18 protein-coding genes, 2 tRNA genes, 3 pseudogenes, 1 riboswitch and 1 other annotated feature (1 of these 25 running past the window's edge) are annotated in these 23,442 nt (G+C 35.3%); of the genes and pseudogenes, 1 reads left to right on the top strand and 22 read right to left on the bottom strand.

The window, feature by feature from the left end; genetic code table 11:
- A partial coding sequence (locus JVU85_RS11835; RefSeq protein WP_204172633.1) for an SDR family NAD(P)-dependent oxidoreductase occupies positions 1 to 355 on the bottom strand: 355 nt, incomplete at its 3' end.
- Between the two features lie 384 nt (positions 356 to 739).
- Here JVU85_RS11835 and JVU85_RS11830 point away from each other — a divergent pair.
- A pseudogene (locus JVU85_RS11830) lies at positions 740 to 958 on the top strand (recombinase family protein); the annotation flags it as partial.
- 2 nt (positions 959 to 960) lie between these two features.
- On the opposite strand, the pseudogene JVU85_RS11825 reads toward JVU85_RS11830, so the two are convergent.
- From JVU85_RS11825 to serS, 21 genes and pseudogenes are all read right to left on the bottom strand, one after another.
- Positions 961 to 1,278: pseudogene (locus JVU85_RS11825) on the bottom strand (PDDEXK family nuclease); the annotation flags it as partial.
- Positions 1,279 to 1,458: 180 nt separating this feature from the next.
- Positions 1,459 to 1,944 (bottom strand): GNAT family N-acetyltransferase, encoded by a 486-nt coding sequence (locus tag JVU85_RS11820; RefSeq protein WP_204170815.1) that lies wholly within the window; start codon positions 1,942 to 1,944, stop codon positions 1,459 to 1,461.
- Positions 1,945 to 2,096: 152 nt separating this feature from the next.
- A complete protein-coding gene (gene rlmH, locus JVU85_RS11815) occupies positions 2,097 to 2,576 on the bottom strand; it encodes a 23S rRNA (pseudouridine(1915)-N(3))-methyltransferase RlmH (protein ID WP_204172632.1) in 480 nt (159 codons plus the stop codon).
- Between the two features lie 479 nt (positions 2,577 to 3,055).
- Entirely contained in the window at positions 3,056 to 3,838 is a 783-nt protein-coding gene (locus JVU85_RS11810) for an MBL fold metallo-hydrolase (protein WP_204172635.1), read from the bottom strand.
- A 924-nt stretch (positions 3,839 to 4,762) separates the two neighbouring features.
- Positions 4,763 to 5,554: a two-component system regulatory protein YycI gene (locus tag JVU85_RS11805; RefSeq protein ID WP_107373650.1), complete on the bottom strand. Its 792-nt coding sequence runs from the start codon at positions 5,552 to 5,554 to the stop codon at positions 4,763 to 4,765.
- Positions 5,554 to 6,888, bottom strand: coding sequence for a YycH family regulatory protein (locus tag JVU85_RS11800; RefSeq protein WP_002510632.1), 1,335 nt, complete (start codon positions 6,886 to 6,888; stop codon positions 5,554 to 5,556). Before JVU85_RS11800 ends, JVU85_RS11805 begins: the two co-directional genes overlap by 1 nt.
- A complete protein-coding gene (walK, locus tag JVU85_RS11795) occupies positions 6,878 to 8,710 on the bottom strand; it encodes a cell wall metabolism sensor histidine kinase WalK (protein WP_204172631.1) in 1,833 nt (610 codons plus the stop codon). The genes JVU85_RS11800 and walK overlap by 11 nt, the downstream gene beginning before the upstream one ends.
- Positions 8,711 to 8,721: 11 nt before the next feature.
- Positions 8,722 to 9,423, bottom strand: coding sequence for a response regulator YycF (yycF, locus tag JVU85_RS11790; protein ID WP_002510630.1), 702 nt, complete (start codon positions 9,421 to 9,423; stop codon positions 8,722 to 8,724).
- 349 nt (positions 9,424 to 9,772) lie between these two features.
- Positions 9,773 to 11,178: pseudogene (locus JVU85_RS11785) on the bottom strand (DHA2 family efflux MFS transporter permease subunit).
- Positions 11,179 to 11,492: 314 nt separating this feature from the next.
- Positions 11,493 to 11,945, bottom strand: coding sequence for a MarR family winged helix-turn-helix transcriptional regulator (locus JVU85_RS11780; RefSeq protein WP_002510628.1), 453 nt, complete (start codon positions 11,943 to 11,945; stop codon positions 11,493 to 11,495).
- A gap of 84 nt (positions 11,946 to 12,029) precedes the next feature.
- Positions 12,030 to 12,102 (bottom strand) — tRNA-Asp (locus tag JVU85_RS11775).
- A gap of 7 nt (positions 12,103 to 12,109) precedes the next feature.
- Positions 12,110 to 12,184: transfer RNA gene (locus tag JVU85_RS11770), tRNA-Glu, on the bottom strand.
- A gap of 508 nt (positions 12,185 to 12,692) precedes the next feature.
- Positions 12,693 to 13,976, bottom strand: coding sequence for an adenylosuccinate synthase (locus JVU85_RS11765; RefSeq protein ID WP_204172630.1), 1,284 nt, complete (start codon positions 13,974 to 13,976; stop codon positions 12,693 to 12,695).
- Positions 13,977 to 14,267: 291 nt separating this feature from the next.
- Positions 14,268 to 15,668 carry a replicative DNA helicase gene (dnaB, locus tag JVU85_RS11760; RefSeq protein WP_204172628.1) on the bottom strand — a complete coding sequence of 467 codons (1,401 nt, stop codon included), beginning with the start codon at positions 15,666 to 15,668 and terminating at the stop codon, positions 14,268 to 14,270.
- A 33-nt stretch (positions 15,669 to 15,701) separates the two neighbouring features.
- Positions 15,702 to 16,148 carry a 50S ribosomal protein L9 gene (gene rplI / locus JVU85_RS11755; protein WP_204172626.1) on the bottom strand — a complete coding sequence of 149 codons (447 nt, stop codon included), beginning with the start codon at positions 16,146 to 16,148 and terminating at the stop codon, positions 15,702 to 15,704.
- Positions 16,145 to 18,112 carry a DHH family phosphoesterase gene (locus JVU85_RS11750; protein WP_103388675.1) on the bottom strand — a complete coding sequence of 656 codons (1,968 nt, stop codon included), beginning with the start codon at positions 18,110 to 18,112 and terminating at the stop codon, positions 16,145 to 16,147. The genes rplI and JVU85_RS11750 overlap by 4 nt, the downstream gene beginning before the upstream one ends.
- Positions 18,113 to 18,126: 14 nt before the next feature.
- A complete protein-coding gene (locus JVU85_RS11745) occupies positions 18,127 to 19,053 on the bottom strand; it encodes a YybS family protein (protein WP_172604836.1) in 927 nt (308 codons plus the stop codon).
- Positions 19,054 to 19,284: 231 nt separating this feature from the next.
- Positions 19,285 to 20,253 (bottom strand): homoserine O-acetyltransferase MetX, encoded by a 969-nt coding sequence (metX, locus tag JVU85_RS11740; RefSeq protein WP_204172623.1) that lies wholly within the window; start codon positions 20,251 to 20,253, stop codon positions 19,285 to 19,287.
- Between the two features lie 61 nt (positions 20,254 to 20,314).
- Positions 20,315 to 20,416, bottom strand: a riboswitch (SAM riboswitch).
- A gap of 122 nt (positions 20,417 to 20,538) precedes the next feature.
- On the bottom strand, positions 20,539 to 20,868 hold the full coding sequence (locus tag JVU85_RS11735) for an AzlD domain-containing protein (protein WP_021459420.1): 330 nt from the start codon (positions 20,866 to 20,868) through the stop codon (positions 20,539 to 20,541).
- Complete coding sequence (locus JVU85_RS11730; RefSeq protein WP_112369328.1) at positions 20,865 to 21,560, bottom strand: AzlC family ABC transporter permease; 696 nt, start codon at positions 21,558 to 21,560, stop codon at positions 20,865 to 20,867. The genes JVU85_RS11735 and JVU85_RS11730 overlap by 4 nt, the downstream gene beginning before the upstream one ends.
- Positions 21,561 to 21,996: 436 nt before the next feature.
- Complete coding sequence (serS, locus tag JVU85_RS11725; protein ID WP_204172634.1) at positions 21,997 to 23,283, bottom strand: serine--tRNA ligase; 1,287 nt, start codon at positions 23,281 to 23,283, stop codon at positions 21,997 to 21,999.
- Between the two features lie 58 nt (positions 23,284 to 23,341).
- Positions 23,342 to 23,442 (bottom strand) — a binding site (T-box leader) (it continues 91 nt past the right edge of the window).

Genomic DNA, 23,442 nt, shown 5'->3' with positions numbered 1-23,442 from the left:
GAATACCAAATAATGTTCCAAACACATTAATATTAAACAATTTATTCAATTCATCTTCATCAATTTTTAAAATTGGACTAACTGCATCTACCCCTGCATTATTTACCATAACATCCAATTGGCCAAATTCTGTTTCTGCAAATTTAACTAACTCTTCTTGCTCTTTTTTCTTAGAAACATCGCTTCTAAAAGCAGATACTTTATATCCTTTTTCTTTGAACTCTTTCTCAGTTTCTAATAGAAGTTCTTCATTAATATCTTGTAATACTATATTAAATCCATCATTGGCCAATCGTTCTGCAATACCTTTTCCTAATCCGCCTGCTGAACCTGTGACTATTGCTGTTTTACTCATAACCAAATCACTCCTATATCTTATTATATTTAGTTATTCCCTATTTGCTTTATCAGAAACTTTTTTAATTAGATTTTTTAATTTCATCTCATTTTTGATTTAATATTTAACTATTATTACTTATCAATTTCAATAATATTCATCTAATAAAATAATGATTAACGTAATCTATCCACTATACACGAAAATGATAATTAATTTATTACAGAATATCTCACAATGATTTTTTACCAAAAAAGTAATAGGATTTGTTAATTAAATGAATTAGTTATTGAAGTATTAAATAACAATAACTAATTATGGCGGTCCAACGTGTTGATGACACGTTGGACCTTTATTTGAATTCATTCATAAATATATATTATTTTTTTGGAGGTGAAATTAATGGTAGAAGTCATTGGTTACGTACGTCAAAGTACACTCAAACAACAAAGCTTAGCTACTCAAAAATCACTCATTTTGGATACTGCTAAGCAATATGGATGGTCTAATGTAACATTCTATGATGATAAGCGAAGCGGACGACATACAAAACGTTCGGGCTATCAAAAGATGGTAGAAATAATTACGTCTGGAAAATGTAAAGTATTGTGCTGTTATCGTCATTTATTCTGACACCATTGTTTTAAGTTCATGAAATCTATGTAAAGATCCGTATCATCATCTCTCTTTAGTACATAGCGATCGCGTAATTGCATCGCACTGTCAAAGACAGACTTACCGTTAATCCCTGTCATTAAACGTTCAAACTCACGATCCGTCAGCGGTTTTCCATTTAATTTATCCTTATGACGTTCATTGATAATGTTCCGAAAATTATCATGTAGTTGTTCAACGTTATGTATACTTACTCGTTCGTATCCTAAACTCTCAAGTTGTCGTAGCACTTCATTTTCTAATGCATATTCACTTTGATAAGCCATTCATTCATCCACCCTAAACTTAATCTTTCTTTAAATATATCAAAATTTAGTAATAATTAATATTGGACGCGTTATTTTATACTAGATAAATAACGAACTTTTTTAAAATATAGTATATTTATTACTTTTTATCTGTAAATCAGACTAATAATTTTACTAAAAATTACTTAACTTGTAACGTTAATTTAAGTCGTAAAGTTTTTTCTCCATTCTTACTATACCTTCCTCATCAGCATTACTAACTCCATCCTTGAAGTTATAGCCAAACTTCTGATAAAAAGGAACTGCAGTAATTGATGCTGGTATCTCTATCCAGCTAGCTCTCTTATAAAACTCATCGTCTTCCAATGTATTAATAATAAGTTTTCCAACCCCTTTACCTTGGTATTCAGGTAAAACAAAAATAGTGAAAAAACTACTCTCTGTTAGACTATCCCAATAGGGACCAATTGCACCTGTCGTAATGATAGTCTCCTCATCTCTAAATACATAAAAGTGAGTCCAAGAAGCTCTTTCGATGATTGACGACACGGTTATATTCTCAGCATCTTTTACCAAATCTTCTTTAGAATAATCAGAGATGTTCGTTTCAAACATTGCTCGATGAATCAACTTAACAATTTCCTCAGCATCCTTTTCTTCAAAATATTGAATATTAATGCCCATAAAATCATCTCCCTTGCTTTTAAAAATACTCTTTGCTAAGTATTCATCTAGGCCTTCTTTTTCTACATAATACTTTTTAATTCAAATATAATAAACTATTGATCAAGCATAAATATTTCACAATACATTTTATTAATCATTAAAAAACCGCATCATTTATGATATGCTTCGCCTTTCATGATCTTAAAGGCTCTGTAGATTTGTTCGATGAGCATGACGCGCATCATTTGGTGTGGGAAGGTCATGGAACTGAATGACAGGGCGTAGTTGCTTCTGCTTAAGACGTCTTGGTGGAGACCGTGTGAACCGCCTATGATAAAGGTAAAGTCGCTTTGGCCTTGGGTCATTCTACCTTGGAGTTCTTGTGCTAGGCCCTCGGATGTTAACATTTTGCCTTTGATTTCAAGGGTGATGACTGTGGATTGTGGTTTAACTTTAGCAAGTAGACGTTGTCCTTCTTTCGCTTTGACTTGTTCTACTTCTTTGTCGCTCAGGTTTTCCGGTGCTTTTTCATCTGCTACTTCGATCAGTTCAATTTTAGTGTAGCCACCTAATCGTTTTTCGTATTCTGCTAATGCTTGTTTCCAATATTTTTCTTTTAATTTACCAACTGCGAGTATTGTAATTTTCATAATTTCCTCCGATGTGTTTATAAGTTATTATACTTATCCACAAGTTATACACTTGTGCACATGATACCCTCTTATTATAACAAGAATGTATACGATTTTTGTACAAAATTTACGATTTATAAACAAAAATGACTGTATAACTTGTTAATTTGTGGATAACTCTGTGTATAATGTGGGTATCCACATGTGAATTGTGCACATCTCTGGATAACTATGGACAAAACAGTGGATAACTACCCTTCTGTCTTACATAGTTATTCACAGTTATTTACACTTTCTTTATATCCCTTTACATCAGCTTTATAGTTATCCACTGTGGATTATTTCTGCTTATTCTTTGATTAAGACCAACACAACTTGCTCATACTAAAGTAATATTTTACTCTTACTATTCGTCCAATATTAAATTTACAGCATATGCTTTAACGCAAAAAACACCTTTACGATATCGTAAAGGTGTTCTAGTTACTTATGACTTATTATAATGTATAAATTGGTGTGGCTTGGGCTTTATCTGTATCACATAATAATACTTCTCGCTCAGTATCAATATCACGCTCATTCAATACTTGTGCCACACTCATACGTGCTAAATCTTTCATATTATTATCTTGAGATAAATGTGATAAGTAAATACGTTTTGTACTGCCTGTAATCACATCTGACATAGCTAATCCGGCATCTTCATTTGAGACATGCCCTGTATCTCCGAGAATACGTTGTTTTGTTTTCCATGGATAGCGACACATACGTAACATATCCACATCATGATTACTTTCAAACATAAAGGCATCGCTACCTTGAATCATACCTTTCATGCGGTCTGATACATAACCTGTATCGGTCAACATCGTAAATTTCTTATAGTTGTTATGGAAAATATAAAACTGTGGATCAATTGCATCGTGAGATACGTTAAATGACTCAATATCAAAACCTGCTAAAGATTTTGTTTCATATGGATTGAAAATAAATTTCTGATCCAGCGGAATTTTGTTGTCTTTTTTCTCAATCGCTGACCACGTTTTTTCATTGGCATAAATAGGCAAGTTATACTTGCGCGCTAAAACGCCTAAACCTTTAATGTGGTCAATATGTTCATGTGTTACTAAAATACCATTTAAATCAGCTATATTTTTATTAATCTGACTAAATAGTTCTTCCATCTTTTTACCTGTAAGACCTACGTCTACTAGGATACTACCTTTATCGCTTTCGACATACGTCGCATTTCCTGTACTACCACTTGCTAAGACACTCATTCGTATCAAGCGGTTTCACCCTTTCTACTAAGAACACACTGCTACATCTACATCGACATCTCTAAACATGTCTATCGTCTTCACAGTTGCTTCAAAAATTTAAATTTATCACGTTGCTCATCAGTCATATCGTTGTTACTGCTATACTTCACTGACCGTTTACAGTAACTCGTATGACATTCATATGTACGTTCTACGTGCTGTGATTTGATTCATCGTCCCGTTCTTGAATTTCACTATTACATTATACTATAACAAGTTATGTTATGCGTCATCAATTACTCTGATTTTAAAATTCTGTCAAAATCATGGTCGTAGGACTTGTGGGAAAACAAAGTTTCTAAAATAATTCACTCAATCCAAAGTTGTTGCATATCCACTATATCCTATTAACATTATAGCCCGGGAAATAGTGCACGCAGTCAACCGTTACTGTGCCTCTAGCATTTTCTTGTTAACAGCGCCCAAACTATATTACTATTTTTTGTTATTCACTGTTGATATTTTACCTTGTGCGCTAAACCACTAACTATATTTTAAAATAGTGCTACAATCACTTTAGGAGCAACTTAAAGTTGCTCTATGTAATTACAGTTGCAATAATATCTTTGATAGTTTTATATAAATCATAGTCATACTCGCTTTCATTATCACAATGGCTATGTTAAGTGCTTTAAATAATATTCAACACACTCCCGCGTTACATATACGATTGTTAGGTCCCTCTTTCACTCATGATGTGTAATGCTTTAAAATAACACAACTAGTTTCTTATTAATAATTATTTAGCGCTTGATGGCACTTACTCCTCTATAATACTATCAAGATATCCACTTCCTTACTTACAAATTTTATATTTTCAATTTGCAGTTGTGTATTTTATATACAAAATGAGCGCCTACCGTCTGGGTAAGCGCTCATTATTTAACTTTCTTCGATTATTTTAGGACTTTTTGAGACGGCTTCAACGTAGTATGTTTTTACTTTGTCCTCGCCAGCATGTTTAACTTTGATTTCCCAGTTACCTTCTAATACTTGCACATTAGGCTCTTTAACTACGGTGTAATAACCAAGGCGTAATTTCGTCACTTCGTCATCTTGTTTTAAATAACGATTGTAATACAGTGCTTCAATTGCTGATCGTGCACTGATGACTTGTTTTTTGCTGTTATTTTCACCTTTAGACGGTTCTATTGTCTGCATAGCCGTTTGTCTATAATCTGTGGCCTCTTCATCGTCATTAATATTGAACGTCAATTGTGCTTTATTATTATTCATAATCGGAAATGATTGATATGTTTGTTCGAAGGTTACTTTATCATCGCTGACATCGCTCATTTGATATTGTGTACCTTTATACACATCATCGACAATGAATTTTTTCAAATCGGTAAAGGCATCATTTTTAATACTGATGGCGTCTTTCATATCTCCTTTGGCTACACGTCCAGATGACTCCGCAGATACATCATCTTTGTCCTTCGCATAAGACGAAAAATCTTTCGAGCGTGCAGTCAGTAACTGCATTTTTACGCCATCGACGGATTGAAGATGTTGCGGAATAGTGATTTCTTCTTGTTTGAAATCTACTTTATTTTCGTCCTTGCTTTCATTGATATGTGATTTATTTACTTTATCGATATAAATCACAATCAGGGAGATATTAACTAGAATAAAGACGATGATAAATAATGTTTTTGCACGTTTCCAGTTCATTATTCTAGCCTCCCATCTTTATACGGATGCCATTTGCCGTCATATTCAACATACCATTGTGGCGTAAATTCACTATTACGTTGAATTTCAATATCTTTATTATCCGGTTTATCATTCATCGTATAACCAATTGCTAAGTCTGTCACTTTCTCAAAATCAATAGTTCTGTTATTTGCTAAAGATGATCTCACTTCTTCAGCACCCGGTAAATCAGTTTCACTGTCACCACTATCAATCGTAACATTTGTTTTTAATAAGGAACGGGCATAACTAAATATGCCTTTCTCACTCCATGATACTTTAATTTGATTTAAGTCCTTTTCATTAAAGGTTGGTCGCCCATTTAAAAATAGTTGATACGTTAATTCACCACTATCGTTATTTGTACTAAATAGACGGAAATCATCTGTGAAACCTCCGTGACTATTAATATAGTCAAATGTACTTGGTATCGTATCTTTCATATTATTTGAGCGGTCTTCATCCTCTGACAAATTAGTATAACGATAACGTTCGGTTTCATCATTGTAATTTGCAACGCCAGTATTATTATTGTAAGTCGTAGTTCCACTTTTCGCACTACGCACAACTAGCGAATCATTAAAGAGAATTGCATTCATCGCATCCACACTAATACGATTATAAATCGTGCGATATGATTTTAATCCTTTAGGATCATCTGGTGCATAAATATGTGTCGCTTTATCGATAGTGTCCTTACTCGTAATAATTTCAGTGTAAGGTTGCATTTTTTTGTTTAAGCTACTTAAAGCTTGTTTCAATTTACTTGTTTTTGCTGTTGTCGTCATGCGCACGACATCATGTCTGTCTTTACTCACCGCATATAATTGAACTTTACCATTGTGACTTTGGTCAATTAATAAGCGATTAAATTTAAAGTTATTCGGTATTTTCGCACTGATATTTAGTGATTGTCCTAAATATGTTGCTAAAGGCATATCATACGTAAAATCAAGTACTACAAAATCATCACTTAAATCTGGAATAATCAAATTATGTTGACTGTGCATACGTTCAGCTCGTGTGACACGTTGATCCATTAATGGGTCCAACATTGTTTTAACGTTATCTTTAGTCGCTGTGACACCTTCCGTATCTTCACCTTTTGAATGAATGATTTGATACGGTGTCACAACTTGCTCCATACCTTGATTAAGTGGTTTACCGATAGCATGTGTTTGCTTGTCTTTGTCTGTCTGATTATCGACATTAGCTAAGTCTGGCGAGAAATTCCAAGTCATATAAGTGAGGACGCCACTCATAAGCACTAAGATAACAAGGATAATCGTTTTAATTAGTTCTTTATTCTGCATCCCAATCACCATCTTCAATGACTTCACAAGGAAGTGTAATAAAGATTGACGTACCTTGTCCTTCGACACTGTTCGCCCAAATGCGTCCATTATGAGCTTCAACAATCTCTTTGGAAATTGCGAGTCCTAAACCTGTACCACCCATCTTACGCGTTCGTGCTTTATCTACTCGATAGAAACGATCAAATATTTTATCCACATTATTGATTGGAATACCAATACCATTGTCTTTAATACGAATCGTCATACGATTATATAATGCGTTTTGTTTCACGTGAAACTCGACGCGTTTATCACCACGAGAATATTTTATGGCGTTGGTAATGACATTATCAAATACTTGTGTCATTTTGTCTGGATCAAGTTCTGTAAAGATAGTGTTGTTTGGAATTTCACGCACAAATTGTGTTTCTTTCGCTGACATCTCATGTCTATTAATAATTTTATTAATAAAGGAATTAAAATCTACAATTTCTTTTGTAATTTGTTCTGATTCATTATCCATTTTCGATAATTGTAATAAATCATTAACTAAACGTATCATACGTTCTGTTTCTTCTCGTGTAACAGATAGGAATTGCGGTGCCAATTTTCCATCTTTCCACGCACCTTCTTCTAAGGCTTCAATATAACTATTCATAGACGTTAATGGTGTCCGTAATTCATGTGACACGTTAGCTACGAATTCGCGACGTTCACGTTCAACTTGTTGTTGTTCTGTAACATCATGCATTACGGCAATATACCCTGTAACAAAGCCTGTTTCTTGGACAATAGTACTGAAATTCACACGGGCAATAATATCTTCTACTTCATTAATATCTAATAAGAAACTTTCATTACTTTCTTGAATTTCATCTAATGAAAATTCATCTTCCAATTTCAAAATATTTAACATGAAGTAACCGATAATATCTTCTTTTGTTGTCCCCATCATCTTCAATGCCATGTCATTGACAATACGAATACGACCACGACGATCTGTGGCGATAATACCATCACTCATATGCGTGATGACGGAATCTAAGCGCCGCTTCTCACTTTCCGTATTAGCTTGTGCTTCTTGTACACGTTTCGACAAGTTATTAAATGCTAATGCGAGCTCTCCAATTTCGTCGTTACCATAAATTTTCACACGCTGCGTATAATTACCTTTCGACATTTCAATCGTTTGGTTACGCATATCTGTAATTGGTTTCGTGATAGTACGTGCAATAAAGAACCCAAGTATAACTGTAATTAACAACGAAATGCCCGTACCAACAATAAAGATTTGATTAATGCTACTTAACTGATTATATACATCATTAATATCAGCCTCTATGTAGATATCGCCAATTACTGTCCCGTCAGACGTTTTGACTGGCAAATTGTAAACCCACATACGTTGTTTACCATTACCATAATCTTTTAACATAGTATGACTGTTCGCTTCACCAATCGACAAAGCTTTTTGGATGGAATTATCATTCGCTCGTTGGTTAATTAGACTACGCGTAGACTGCTTAGACGTAGCCATAATAATTTGATCGCGATCAATAAAACGAATTTCTTCGATTTCTTGACGGTTCGCATACTCATTCAACAAGTCTTGCACTTCTTTTTGTGCGTTTACAGAACCGTCACTATCGTATACTTTTTCGATATTTATTTCGATTTGTTTCGCATACTGCGTAATATTATTTTTAAAACTTTGAGTCAGTTCTTTCTCAAGACTATTGGTAAAATACAAACCGATAATTTGCATCCCGATGACAATTAGTAATACATAGACAATAACAAGCTTCGTGTGTAGAGATTGAAAATGTTTAAGCCATTTCATCTACGTGGCCTCTAATCATGTTGTTGGAGAAAATATCCAACGCCTCGACGAGTCACGATATATTCTGGATGTGAAGGATCATCCTCGATTTTTTCACGTAAACGACGAATTGTTACGTCTACCGTACGTACATCACCAAAATAGTCATAGCCCCAAACTGTTTGTAATAAATGTTCACGTGTCATAACTTGCCCCATATGTTTAGATAAATAATGGAACAATTCAAATTCACGGTGAGTCAATTCGATATCATCACCACGTTTTTTAATCGAATAAGCATCTGGATAAATTGTAATATCTTTAATCACAATTTCATTAGTCTCTTCGTTAACTTCTTGTGCTGGTTGTGAATAATGACGACGTAAGTTCGCTTTCACACGTGCAATTAACTCACGTGTACTAAACGGCTTCGTCACGTAATCATCTGCACCTAATTCTAAACCTAAGACTTTATCAATTTCTGAATCTTTAGCTGTTAACATAATGATTGGCATTTCATATTTCTTACGTACTTCACGACATACTTCCATACCGTCACGCCCAGGTAACATAATATCTAGCAAGACAATATCTGGCTCTTCGTCATATATTAAGTCCACTGCATCGTTACCATCGTACGCGCAGAATACTTCATATCCTTCTTTTTTTAAGTTAAATTCTAAAATATCAGCAATTGGTTTTTCATCATCGACTACAACAACTTTTCTAGCCATATTATAAACCTCATTTCTAAATTGTGTATTTTATTCAATAATTACACAGTACTCTATTATATAATTTACCATTTATAGCAAGCGAATTCTATTTATCCAAATAAAAAATAATTTGAGTGCATTGTATAATTATACCATGTTCCGCTACAATTCTGAATTTTTCTATTTTCCCACATACGTACTTTTATCTTAACTTAAGTTGCAGGCGAACAAAAGAGCTTGTGACGAGAACTATAAAAAGAAGACTGAAACAATTTTCTGTTCCAGTCTTATAATACATATTAGCAATAAATCCCATTTCAATATTACGTTCGTTCTTCTCATGTTCTTCACAGCAATTACTTAAGTCTTACACTTGTTTCTGTTTCTTTATAAAGAGTGCACAAATAAAACCTATGACAGTTATTGCACAAATGAAGATAAAGGTAAACTGAATACCACTAGAGACAATTGCTTCTGGGGCTAGTTGTGCTTTTGCTGCAGTAACTTGTTGCATATGATTCGTATAAATAGCAATCGCGATAGCTGTTCCTGCTGAGCCCCGACTTGAATTAATGTAGTAATCGTTGCTGAACCATCTGCATACAATGCTTGTGGTAGCTGATTTAAGGCATTTGTTTGTGCTGGCATCATTACCATTGAAATACCGACAAAGAGTAGCATAAAGGCACAAATAATGATCCACACTGGTGTCGTTGTCGAAATCGTTAACGTAAAGATTAATGTAGCGATAAACATAGTCGCAAATCCAAATATACAGAAATAGCGTGCACCATAACGATCAAATAATGAACCAACTACAGGTGACAATAATAAATTCACAGCATTACCCGGTAGCAATATAAGTCCTGCTATAACTGAACTAAATAATAATGCTCCTTTTAAATATAATGGTAATAAAATACCTGTAGACAAAATACATAAGATAACTAAAAATACTAGTAACGCTCCCAACGTAAACATTGGGTATTTAAACACGCGTAAATTGAGCATTGGCTCATTTAAGCTAAACTGACGTAGTGTGAATACGATCAAACTAATAATACCAACAACTAATGGCACCCAGACAATCCATTGTGTTAATGATGCTGTGCCCATTGAACTTAAGGCAAATATTAAGCACGCAAAGCTAAGTGTCGATAGTAAGATTGAGATAATATCAATACGTGGTCGAGTTAACTCTGCCACATTTTCTACTGTAGTCAGTGCAATACATAGCACTACGATGTATAACAGTGCACTAATCCAAAAGATAAAATGCCAGCTTGAAGCTGAAATAATAATACCTGCTAAAGTTGGACCTACGGCGGGTCCTGCTGTAATTACGAGTCCCATTATTCCCATCACAGCGCCTCGCTTTTCTAGCGGAAAAATTAACATTAATACTGTAATCATAATAGGTAATAATAGCCCCGTACCTAATGCTTGAATCACACGTCCGGCTAATAGCACTCCAAAATTAGGTGCTAAAGCACCACTAATAACTCCTACTAACGATAATATTAAGCCTGCAAAAACGAGTGTTCTAGTACTAAACCATTTCGTTAAATATGCTGAAATGGGTACCATACAAGCCATCGTTAGTAAATAACCTGTCGTTAACCATTGTGCCAATGCTGCTTCGATTTGAAAGTCTGCCATAATATCTGTTAAAGCCATATTTAGAGCTGTTTCACTAAATAAGCCCATAAATCCACCAATCATTAAGACAAATGCAAATAGCTTTGGTCTTTGTACTTCTACTTGTGTTGCCATTGTGACATAATCTCCCTTTTTCTTTATGTTATTTCCGTATTACTTCGTCTAAACTATGTAGTCGAACTAAAACACTCCGACTCATAGCCTGAGACATCATGCCGTCTAGCACACCTCCATAATACTAACTTTGTTACTTTACCAAAATATATATAAAATTGTCAACTAGGTTGACAATAATATAAAAAATAAGAGCGCGTGTGAAAGCATTTAATATTGTCGCTTTCCTGTACTCGCTCTAATAATGGTCAGTCAGCATAAGACAATACACCGACGATTAATATATCTAAGACTCAATTAAGTGTTTAACTCAGTCATTTTTTAGCTATAGTAGGTAAATCCCAATCTGTTTGAAGTAATGCTTTTAATTGCTCAAATTGAGCTACGCCTATCGTTGTTTTAATATGTTGTTCTAATTCTTGTTGATAAGTCTGATTGCGTTGCCATAAATCATGACCTAAAGTTGTAAGGTTTACACATTTTTCTTTTTTATTACCTGTGACTGCTTTTAGTACTACAAGCTCTTTTTGTTCTAGTTGTTTAATCGTTTTGTGTATCGCTTGGCGCGTCAATTTCACGAGTGCTGTTAATTCAGACAAGGTATATGTTTCGGCACCAATAATAGAGATGATATACCACTCTGAAGATGATATTTTGCTTTCCTGATCCACATTAGCTGCTGTTTCAGTTAGCTGTCTCAATTGCGCATGACGTTCGCTGAGTAAATCAATAAAATCTAACTCATGTAGTTGTTGGTTACCACTCATAACTTTGCCTCCTCTTACTCCTCATCATAAGCTATTTTCTAGTTAAACGCACAAAAAAATGCCCATCCTATTGGATGGGCAATACGGTCTCGACGGGAATCGAACCCGCGATCTCCTGCGTGACAGGCAGGCGTGTTAACCGCTACACTACGAGACCTAAAAAATGGTGACTCCTACGGGACTCGAACCCGTGTTACCGCCGTGAAAGGGCGGTGTCTTAACCGCTTGACCAAGGAGCCTCTCTTAAGCACAAAAATAATTATAGCAACTCTTCGTAATGAAGACAAGCTATTTTTTAAATTTTTTTAGTATAATTTTCCTTATTAATTGTATAAAGTGTGAATTCGTTTGATTAACCGCTGTTAGTAGCTAAAAAAACCGTTAACTCGCTTAACAAATAACCTTCAATATAATGATTTTCTCTGTCGAGCGATACGCAACATAGAGAACGCATTATCTTATAATCTGCATGAACGTTCTATTCACTACTATGCTTGCGAACAAGCAACGACTAACGTCTGCACGCCATCACTTAATAGTTATTACCTGCTACACATAGCAACATTATTGTGCTAACACTAAGTGCGCATCCTAGCTTCTTTTTTACCGTTACTGTATAAAACCCACTGTAATATGTTAGCTGTAAGCCTCTCGGATAGACAACCCGCACAATCACCCTCATTTATAGCACAAAAAAGTCCTTATCGACAGACAGAAAACTGTTGTCGATAAGGACTAACTATATTATTACCATAAAGGTACAATTAAGTTTGTTTGATTACGATCTGGACCTACTGAGAAGATTGAAATGTTAACATTACATAATTCAGAAATACGTTCTAAGTATCTACGTGCGTTATCTGGTAATTCATCTAATGTACGACATTTTGTGACATCTTCTGTCCAACCTGGCAATTCTTCAAAGATAGGTTGGCATCTTTGTAAGTCACTTAAGTTTGCTGGGTACTCAGTAATTTCTTTACCATCTAGCTCATATGCTGTACAAATTTTCACTGTGTCTAAACCTGTTAAGACGTCGATTGAGTTAATAGAAAGGTCAGTAATACCACTTGCACGACGAGAATGACGTAATACTACTGAGTCAAACCAACCGACACGACGTGGACGTCCTGTTGTTGTACCGTATTCACGACCAACTTCACGGATATGATGACCATCTTCGTCAAATAATTCCGTTGGGAATGGACCGTCACCTACACGTGATGTATAAGCTTTACATACACCAATGACTTTAGAAACGAATGTTGGACCTACACCGCCACCTACAGTTACGTTCCCAGCAACTGGATTACTTGATGTAACAAATGGATATGTACCATGGTCAATGTCTAACATTACACCTTGTGCACCTTCGAATAATACTTTTTCTTCTGCAACAAATGCATCATCTAATACTTTAGCTGTATCTGTAACGAATGGTGCTAAGCGTTGTCCAGCTTCATAATAAGCATCGAAAATTTCTTCAAATGTAGGACATTCTTTATCGAACATGCCTTTGAAATACGCTGCTTTATGTTCAAGGTTTTCTTTTAATCTTGTTTCAAACGTTGCTTTGTCTAATAAATCAGCAACACGAATACCAATACGTTGAGCTTTATCCACATATGCAGGACCGATACCTTTTTTCGTTGTGCCTATTTTATTGTCTCCACGGCGCTCTTCTTCATATTCATCTTGTTTTAAATGATAAGGTAAAATAACTTGCGCACGGTTTGAAATACGTAAATTATCTGTAGAGATACCTCTTTCATTTAGTCCATCTAATTCTTTCAATAATGCGACTGGATCTACAACTACACCGTTACCAATAACAGCGAGTTTGTCTTTATAAAAAATACCAGATGGTACTAAGTGTAATTTATAAGTCTCTCCATCGAATTTAATTGTATGACCTGCGTTATTACCACCTGAAAAACGTGCAATAACGTCTGCTTCTTCTGCTAAGAAATCTGTAATTTTACCTTTACCTTCGTCTCCCCATTGTGTCCCAACTACTACGATTGATGACATATGAGCACCTCCAAGTTTTTCTCAATTAACCATTACGTATTCTACCAAGAGATGAGCTATATTGCAAACAAAAATCGAACATTGATTTGACGAAAACACAATGCTATCACTGTATTTTTATTTTCTGATAATTTAGTGTTAATGATTGTCATATCAATGTTTTAAAAGTGTTATAATCAAAAATACAACACATACTTCCATTAAAAATATTGTGAAAATAATAAATAAAAACCGTACATTAAATACATGTATCAGTTTAATGTACGGTAAAAATAATTTTATATTTTTTTCTTATCCCATTTCGGCATGCGCATAATCAATGTCAGTAAATTTATTATATTGCTTCATAAAGTGCAATTTAACGGTACCTGTTGGGCCGTTACGCTGTTTGGCAATAATAATTTCTATTTCACCATTATCGTCATTTGTTTGTGGCTCAAAGTTTGTATCATCGTCGTCTTCATCATCTTCGCCACGATTATAATAATCATCACGATATAAGAAAGCGACGATATCCGCATCTTGCTCGATAGACCCTGATTCACGAATATCACTCATCATTGGTCGCTTATCTTGTCGTTGTTCCACACCACGTGATAACTGACTTAACGCGATGACCGGACACTCTAATTCTCTGGCAATTGCTTTCAGTGTACGTGAAATTTCAGAGACTTCTTGTTGACGATTATCTGAAAAGCGAGAGCCACTACCTTGAATTAACTGTAAATAGTCTATCACTATCATATCCAAACCATGCTCTTGTTTCAGTCGACGGCATTTAGATCTTATATCAGTAATACGAATACCTGGCGTATCATCTATAAAGATTTTCATACGTGATAACTTACCGACAGCAATCGTAAAACGATTCCAGTCTTCTTCAGTCATCGTACCCGTACGTAAACGGTTTGAATCAACATTTCCCGAACTACAAATCATACGTGTAGCCAATTGGTCAGCACCCATCTCGAGTGAGAAAATGCCTACCGAATAAATGTCTTCATGCGTCGCGACTTTTTGTGCGATATTTAAAGCGAAGGCAGTCTTACCTACCGATGGACGTGCCGCTAAAATAATTAAATCATTACGGTTAAAACCTGCAGTCATTTGGTCTAAATCACGATAGCCTGTTGGTATACCAGGTGTTTGACCGCTATTTTGGTCTAGTAACTCTGCATTCTCGTACACGTCTCCTAAGACATCTCGAATATCTTTGAAGCCATCACTTTCACGTGATGATGATAACTCTAAAATGCGTCGTTCAGCATCATTTAGAATCGTATCAAGTTCTAATTCATCGTTATAACCATCGTTCGCAATACTATCAGCTGCTTGGATTAATTTACGCTTTGTGGCGTGCTTAAAGACAATTTCAGTATAGTATTGAACGTTACGTGTGGTCGGAACGTTGTTTGTTAATTCTGCTAAATACTGCGGACCACCTGCTTCACTCAATCGGCCTTCTTGCGACAGCTGATCCATAATAGTGACTACATCGATATCTTTATTATCTTCATTTAAGTTCATCATTGCTCTGAAGATATGTTGATGCGCCCCTCTATAAAAGGACTCAGGAAGCAACACTTCCTGAGTAGTATTAATCAATTCTGGATCGATGATAATGGCACCTAAGACAGATTGTTCAGCCTCGTTACTATGTGGCATTTGATTTTGTTCATACATTCCATCCATTTTTCCAATTACACCTCATATCTCAATCCAAAATTATTGTTCAACCGTGTGCACACGAATTGTACCTTCTACTTCTTTGTCTAATTTCACTGGTACATTTGTATAACCTAAAGCATGGATACCATTTGGTAAATCCATTTTACGTTTATCTAATTTAATGTCGTGTTGCGCTTTTAAAGCTTCAGCGATTTGTTTACTACTAACTGAGCCAAACATTTTACCGCCTTCACCCGTTTTTGCAGAAATTTCAACTTCGATGTCTGCTAATTGCGCTTTTAGTTGTTTAGCATCGTCAATTTCTTGTTGTCTTTCCGCTTCAGCAGCTTTATTTTGTTGTTCTAATTGTTTTAAATTTCCAGCTGTTGCTTCGACAGCTAATTTATTTTTAATAAGGTAATTATTTGCATAACCTACTGGTACATCTTTAACTTCGCCTTTTTTACCTTTACCTTTAACGTCTTGTGTGAATATTACTTTCATGCGTCTTCACTCCTACTCATTTGTTCTGTTATTGCTTGTTGTAATTGTGCAATGGCTTCTTCTACGGAAACATCTTTCAGTTGTGTCGCCGCATTAGTTAAATGGCCACCGCCGCCTAATGCTTCCATTGTTAATTGCACATTGACTGCACCTAGAGAGCGGGCAGACATGCCAATTAAGTTTTCTTCTCTACGTGCTACGACATAAGATGCCTCTACACCATCTAAACTTAACAGCTCGTCGGCTGCTTGTGCAACTGTCACCGGATGATAAGTTTTATCGTCTGGACCGTGTGCTATAGCTACACCGTTATCTTGTAATTCGACCGTACGAATTAATTCTGTTCGATTAATGTACGTATCAATATCATCTTTTAAGAAATGTTGCGTTAAGATAGTGTCTGCACCGTGTGCGCGTAAATAACTTGCAGCATCAAACGTACGTGAACCCGTACGTAATGTGAAGTTACGTGTATCGACGATAATACCTGCAAACATGACCGTCGATTCTAAACGTGTTAACCGTTGTTCCGTCGGTTGATACTCTAGCAGCTCTGTGACTAACTCTGCTGTCGAACTAGCATATGGTTCCATATATACTAATAGTGGACTTGAAATAAAGCTTTCTCCACGTCGATGATGGTCAATGACTACTTTACGGTTTGCTTTGTTTAAAATATTTTCATCAATGACCATTTCTGGTTTATGCGTATCAACAACGACTACTGTTGTTTTTGAAGTCATCATGTCCCAAGCGTCATCCGAATTGATAAAGCGATTTTTTAATTCTGGTTTTTCATCAATAGCATCCATAACACGTCGTAGCGTTGGATCAATATCTGAATCATTTAACACGATGTAGGCATCTAAGTTATTCATCATCGCAAAACGTGATACCCCTATAGCAGCGCCAATAGCGTCTAAATCAGGTCGTGTATGACCCATAATAATTACTTTGTCGCCTTCCATTAAGATATCTTTTAAGGCATGTGAAATAACACGTGCTCTTACACGCGTACGTTTTTCCATTGGGTCAGTCTTACCGCCATAGAAACGTACGTTACCGTTCATATTTTTAATAGCGACTTGGTCACCTCCACGGCCTAAGGCTAAATCGAGACCTGACTGTGATAATTCACCTAAGTCAATTAAGTTTTCCGAACCTTCACCGACACCGATACTTAATGTTAATTGCGCACGATAACCTACACTCTTTTCACGTAATTGACTGAGTATATCGAAGTTCGTTTCTTCAATATCATTTAAGATTCGGTGGTTTAAATATGCCACAAATTGATCTGTGCTATAGCGTTTAAAATAAATATCATATTCTGATGCCCAACGACTGATAACGCGTGTCACCATAGAGTTAATTTCAGATCGTTGCGTATCGTTCATATTTTGTGTGATTTCATCATAATTGTCTAAGAATAAAGTCGCAATAATCGGCTTTGATTCTTGATACAGTTCATTCGTATGTACTTCTTCTGTTATGTCAAAGAAATACACTACGTGTTCATCTTCTGAATATCTTACACGATAGTAATATTCATTATCTTGGATTTCAATTTCTTTGGTTTTTTCTAGTTGCTTTAAAATATTAGGATATACTTCATTAATCGGATCAGAAATTACGTTTCTAGCTGAACGCTCTAACATAAACTGGTTCATCCACTCTATGTTTTCATTTTCATCTATTACAATCATACCAATAGGTAAGTGTTTAATAGCAGTATTGCTACCAGCTGATATGTGTCCACTTAGTTCGTCTACATAATTGTCCATCTTGTGCAACGCTTGCCTCACCATTAATGCTGTGAGAATAATAATCACAATTAATATTGCCCCGGCAATACCTGCAATGAGTTGGCTGAAAATAAACCATACTACTACAAGTGCAATTGCCGTGAGCGCCATAATAATAAATGGTAAAACTAACGCTTTCTTAGTGGATTGACGGTTCATTTTTCCACCTCAAATCATTTTTTAATGATACCTTTTAAATTAAATGCTAAATCTATAAAACCGATTAAAACTACAATATGTGTTAATGGTGTTAATATTGTCCCTATAACCATTAATAACACTGTTAATATAGGCGGCATTGACTTGGCTTTGCCGAAGAAATGAATCACACTTAGCCCCTGAATATACATACATAATGATAACACAATTTCAAAATTTAATACGATACTTTGAAATGTACCCGGTTGGACAGCAAACATAACACAAATAAGTACAATTACATACATGAATAGTAATGACTTTCTCATTTGCCATGCAAATAGTGGTTTGAAAATTGGTGTCGCTACTTTAAATTTACGTAAAATTGGAAATGTAATCAGCAAGTTAATCAAGATCAATACAAATGCCGTTACAATAACGTAACTTGGTAGTTGAACTGCCATTTGACGAAAGCTTTCTTCTAACATTTGTTTATAATCGCCTTCGACACCACTACTTGTAATTACAGTATGCATTTGATCTTTTAGTGGTTTCGTTAATGATGCTGCACTAGGAATTTTATTAAATGCTTGTAATAACATAAATGCGACTAACGTTATGATACTGACAAACGTTGTCGTAATATATAAGATACGTTCTTTAGACGTACGTTCGGTTAATAGCTGACCGATGATAAAACTTAACACAAGTATTAAGACCATTACGCTTAATACAAAAACATTTCCTAACAATGTCGTTAGGATTACTGTTATCACAGCCGCTAGACCAAAAGATTCTTTGGATTTCTGCCATAACACGATGCCTGGTATCGTCGCAAAAAGACATAAAACAAGACCAAGCGGCGGTAATATATGCAAGACTAAAGCTACTATAATTAATGCTAAAATACTCAATATAGTTGCTTTAGGTTTTATTTTTGAAAACAAATTCGCCACTCCTATACTTTTTTGACTGTATTACTATTCTAACCTCTTTAAAAGTTTTATACAATTATAGGAAATATATTATAACTGTATTTCTTAAATTCTACTAGAAACGCGACACGTCACTACTTTTTGTAGATTTTCATCTATCACAAAGACACTTTTATACACATAGTTTACTCAAACTCACTGTACACATCAAAATGCCTTAATTTTAGCAGCTTACACACTAAAATTAAGGCATCAGTGTTATTTACGTTTAAATTGCGATACTTTTAAGAAATGATACAAGTTTGGCGCCCAATCATTGAAATTTAATAAGAAGCCATCATGTCCTACATTATCAGGCACAAAGAAATGACGATGATATTTGAAACGCTCCCCTACTGCACGTACTAAATCATCTGGATACAGTAAATCATCAGTAAAGCCCATTGTTAATACTTTTGTTTCTAATGAACTTAGCACCTCGGTAACATCATCTCGACCACGGTCAATATCATGACTATCTAAGACATCCAGCAGTGTTAAGTAACAGTCTAAATCAAAGTTTTTTTTGAATTTGTTTCCTTGATGTCGTTGATATGCAACGACTTGATCTGGTGTAAAGCGTTTATCATAACTTTTAGACGAGCGATACGTTAAAAATCCTAACTGTCGTGCAATGCTGAGACCATCCGTACCACCAAGATGTATCGCTTGGCGTGATATTTCATTAAAAGCTCTACTATATGACGACGTTTTGTCAGTAGCCGCTAAAATAACAGCTTTATTGACTTCAAACTTTCGATTGTACAATAACTCCATAGTCTGCATCCCACCAAGTGAACCACCGATTAATATATCTATCCGGTTATACCCTAGTGCTTCAATACCTACTTCAATTGCACGCACAATGTCTCTTAAACTTACTGATTTAGGAAAATCTTCATCTATTAATGCTGAACTAGAACCAAATGGACTCCCAATAACATTGAATGTTAAAAACTGATAATCATTGACTGGCATATAACCACCATCGATAATTTCACGCCACCAGCCCGGATCGTCTTCTGTCCCATAAGTAAGATGATTGCCTGTCAATGCATGACAAACTACTACGAGTGGTTGACCTTTATACCCTACGTGTTCATATCTTAATTTTAAATTATTAATCGTTTCTCCCGATTCTGTTGTAAAGGGGCCTAATTCTAATGTATTAACTGTATAATTTGTCATTGTTTTCCTCCTACCAAAAATTAAAAAACCTCTTACCCGATATAAGTAAGAAGTTCTTAATTACTTATCATTCGAATAACACTCGTTGGTTTTAGCACCGTGCTTAACAAGTCGGTTGCTGAAGCGTCATCGGGCCAAGTCCCTTAGCTTCTCAGAATAAGATTTAATTTTATTTAGTATATCGCTATGTCTTTAGACAAATATTGCGTATAAGTATCTCAAAAATCTAAATTTTCTAATTACTTTCATTCTAACGAATAACGTTTACTACTTCAATGCTAAACATCAAAATAATAAACGAATCATCGCCATGACAAAAATACCTGCCAAGATGGTTATAGTTAAACTACGTGTTACTAATGCTACGAGCACAGTGGGAATTATCGTTACTAAAAAAGGAATATTCAAACTATAACCAAAACTCCCACTCTGTTGTTCAATCACACCATCGATAATTAATGCGGTGAATAAAGTAATCGGAATAAATGACAACCACTTAACGACTTGCTCTGAAAGTTGAATCTTCGAAATTACAATAAATGGAATAATACGTGTTAACCATGTTACTAAACCACAAATCACAATAATAATTAACATATGTACTGAAGTAGTCATCGAGTCATCACCACCCCTAAACACGCTGCAATTACGGAAGATAAAATAATTGCTACATAAGTCGGCATGATTAGACTGAATAGCAACATCATGACAAGAACACTAACAATCAATATTAAGTAAATTGAAATATAAGAACGTTGAACCGTCTCAAATTGTGATACTGCTAAGAAAATAAACATGCCAACAATCGCAAAGTCGAGTCCAAAAACATCGGGATTTTGTATGTATTTACCAAAGACCGCACCTACCACACTCGCAAGCGTCCAAAATAAATACGCTGTAATGTTCAGTCCATGCAACCAACGATCATTGATTTTCTCGCCTTTTAAATGTGGTGTGATAGCTACACCAAATGTTTCATCTGTAACTAACGTTGATAAGCCTATACGATTCCACAAGCCATAATTTTTATAACTTGGCGCCAATGTCATACTTAATAAAAACATTCTAGAATTGACGATAAATGTAGTAAGTACGATCGCAGAAATTGGTGTACCAGCGATAACCAAACTACAAATAATAAATTGTGCTGCACCTGCATATATTAATAAACATAACAAGATTATTTCGAGCAAACTAAAACCAGATGCCACAGCTACAATACCAAATGATAAGCCTACACCCGCGTAGCCTAATAATGTAGGAATACATTCTTTCACACCTTGCTTAAACGTCACATGTTCAGTCATTTCATCCCTCCTAAAGCGTAAAATAATAGTAACAGTCTAATATAGAAATAATGGAACATCAATAAGGTTAGACTTAGGTTTGTTTGAGGTTAGACTACCCGAATACTAAAAACCTTCATTTCTCGGACCTTTACTCTTTGTCGTCGAGGAATGCTATTTATTTATTTTTACTCCCCCTACCCTACTAAAGCATGTCATAAATAATTATAAAACATATTTTTTGATTGTGTAATGTTATTTACTTTTGACAAATTTATATAAATTTGTCTTTAAATATTTTTTATTTAGTATTCATTTAACATCTTAGCTTGCTTTATAATTTTGACTAACCCTCTATTATTTTAGACATTCTTATAGACTCCCCTACCCTCTTCTGTCCACACAAAAAAGCACGCCATCATGCTGATTGGCGCGCTTTCACTTTATATCGTTGTGCTTATTGCGTTACTGGACCGATTACTGTTTTGCCACCCATAAATGGTACAAGTGCTTCTGGAATAGTCACTGAACCATCAGCATTTTGATAGTTTTCTACGATCGCAGCAAACGTACGTCCTACTGCTAATCCACTACCATTTAGTGTATGTGCTAATTCTGGTTTTGCTGTTTTATCACGTTTAAAACGAATATTAGAACGTCGTGCTTGGAAATCTGTGATATTTGAACATGAACTAATTTCTTTATAGTCATCATAGCTTGGTAACCATACTTCGATATCATACGTTTTACTTGAACCAAAGCCAATATCACCTGTACATAAAATGACACGACGATATGGTAATTCTAATTCTTCTAAAATGGCTTCTGCGTGATTTGTCATTTCTTCTAAAGCATTCCAAGAATCTTCTGGTTTTTCAAATCTCACCATTTCAACTTTATCAAACTGATGGAGACGAATTAAACCACGTGTATCACGTCCAGCTGAACCTGCTTCACTACGATAACATGCTGATTGCGCAGTGAATTTTGCAGGTAACACATCCGGTGCAATGACTTCATTACGGTAATAGTTCGTTAATGGGACTTCTGCTGTTGGAATTGTATATAAGCCTTCTTGCTCTACTTTGAATAAATCTTCTTCGAACTTCGGTAACTGACCTGTACCATACATAGAATCAGCATTCACCAGTTGAGGCACCATCATTTCTGTATAGCCATGTTGAGTTGTATGTTTTGTTACCATGTAATTCATTAACGCACGTTCTAATTGTGCACCTTCACCTGTTAAAAAGACAAAGCGGGCACCAGACACTTTAGCAGCACGTTCGAAATCGACCATTTTTAATTCTTCTACTAAGTCCCAATGTGCTTTTGCTTCGAAGTCAAACGTTCTTGGTGTGCCCCAACGTTTTAATTCCACATTGTCTTCATCTGATGCACCTTCTGGCACATCGTCATGAATAAGATTAGGAATACGAGATAAAGTATCAGTTAATGATTTATCTACTTTAGTTAATTGCTCATCACTTGCTTTAATTTTATCTCCTAAGTCACGCATTTCAGCAATGACATCATCAGCATTTTCTTTATTACGTTTTTTCTGTGCAATCTCTCCACTTACTTTATTACGCTCAGCTTTCATTTGTTCAGCTTCGCCAATCAGTTGGCGGCGTTGTTCATCTAATGCTAATACATCGTCTACAACTTGTGCATCCATGCCTCGTTTAGCAACTTTAGCTTTTACTAAGTCAGGCTCTGTACGGAATAATTTAATATCTAACATCACTCATCTATCCTTCCCATTTATATTTGAATGGACGCAAAAAAGACCACATCCCTGAACAAGGGACGTGGTCTACGCGTTGCCACCCTATTTAACAGTCTAATTAGACTGCACTCTCACTAAAATAACGGTTAAACCGATTGTTCACTCTCGTAGGTA

It is taken from the genome of Staphylococcus sp. GDY8P72P (assembly GCF_016890655.1).
In the GTDB taxonomy this organism is placed as follows: Bacteria; Bacillota; Bacilli; order Staphylococcales; family Staphylococcaceae; genus Staphylococcus; species Staphylococcus arlettae.
The sequence above is the reverse complement of the archived record's forward strand: the minus strand, read 5'-3'. Positions and strand labels throughout refer to the sequence as shown.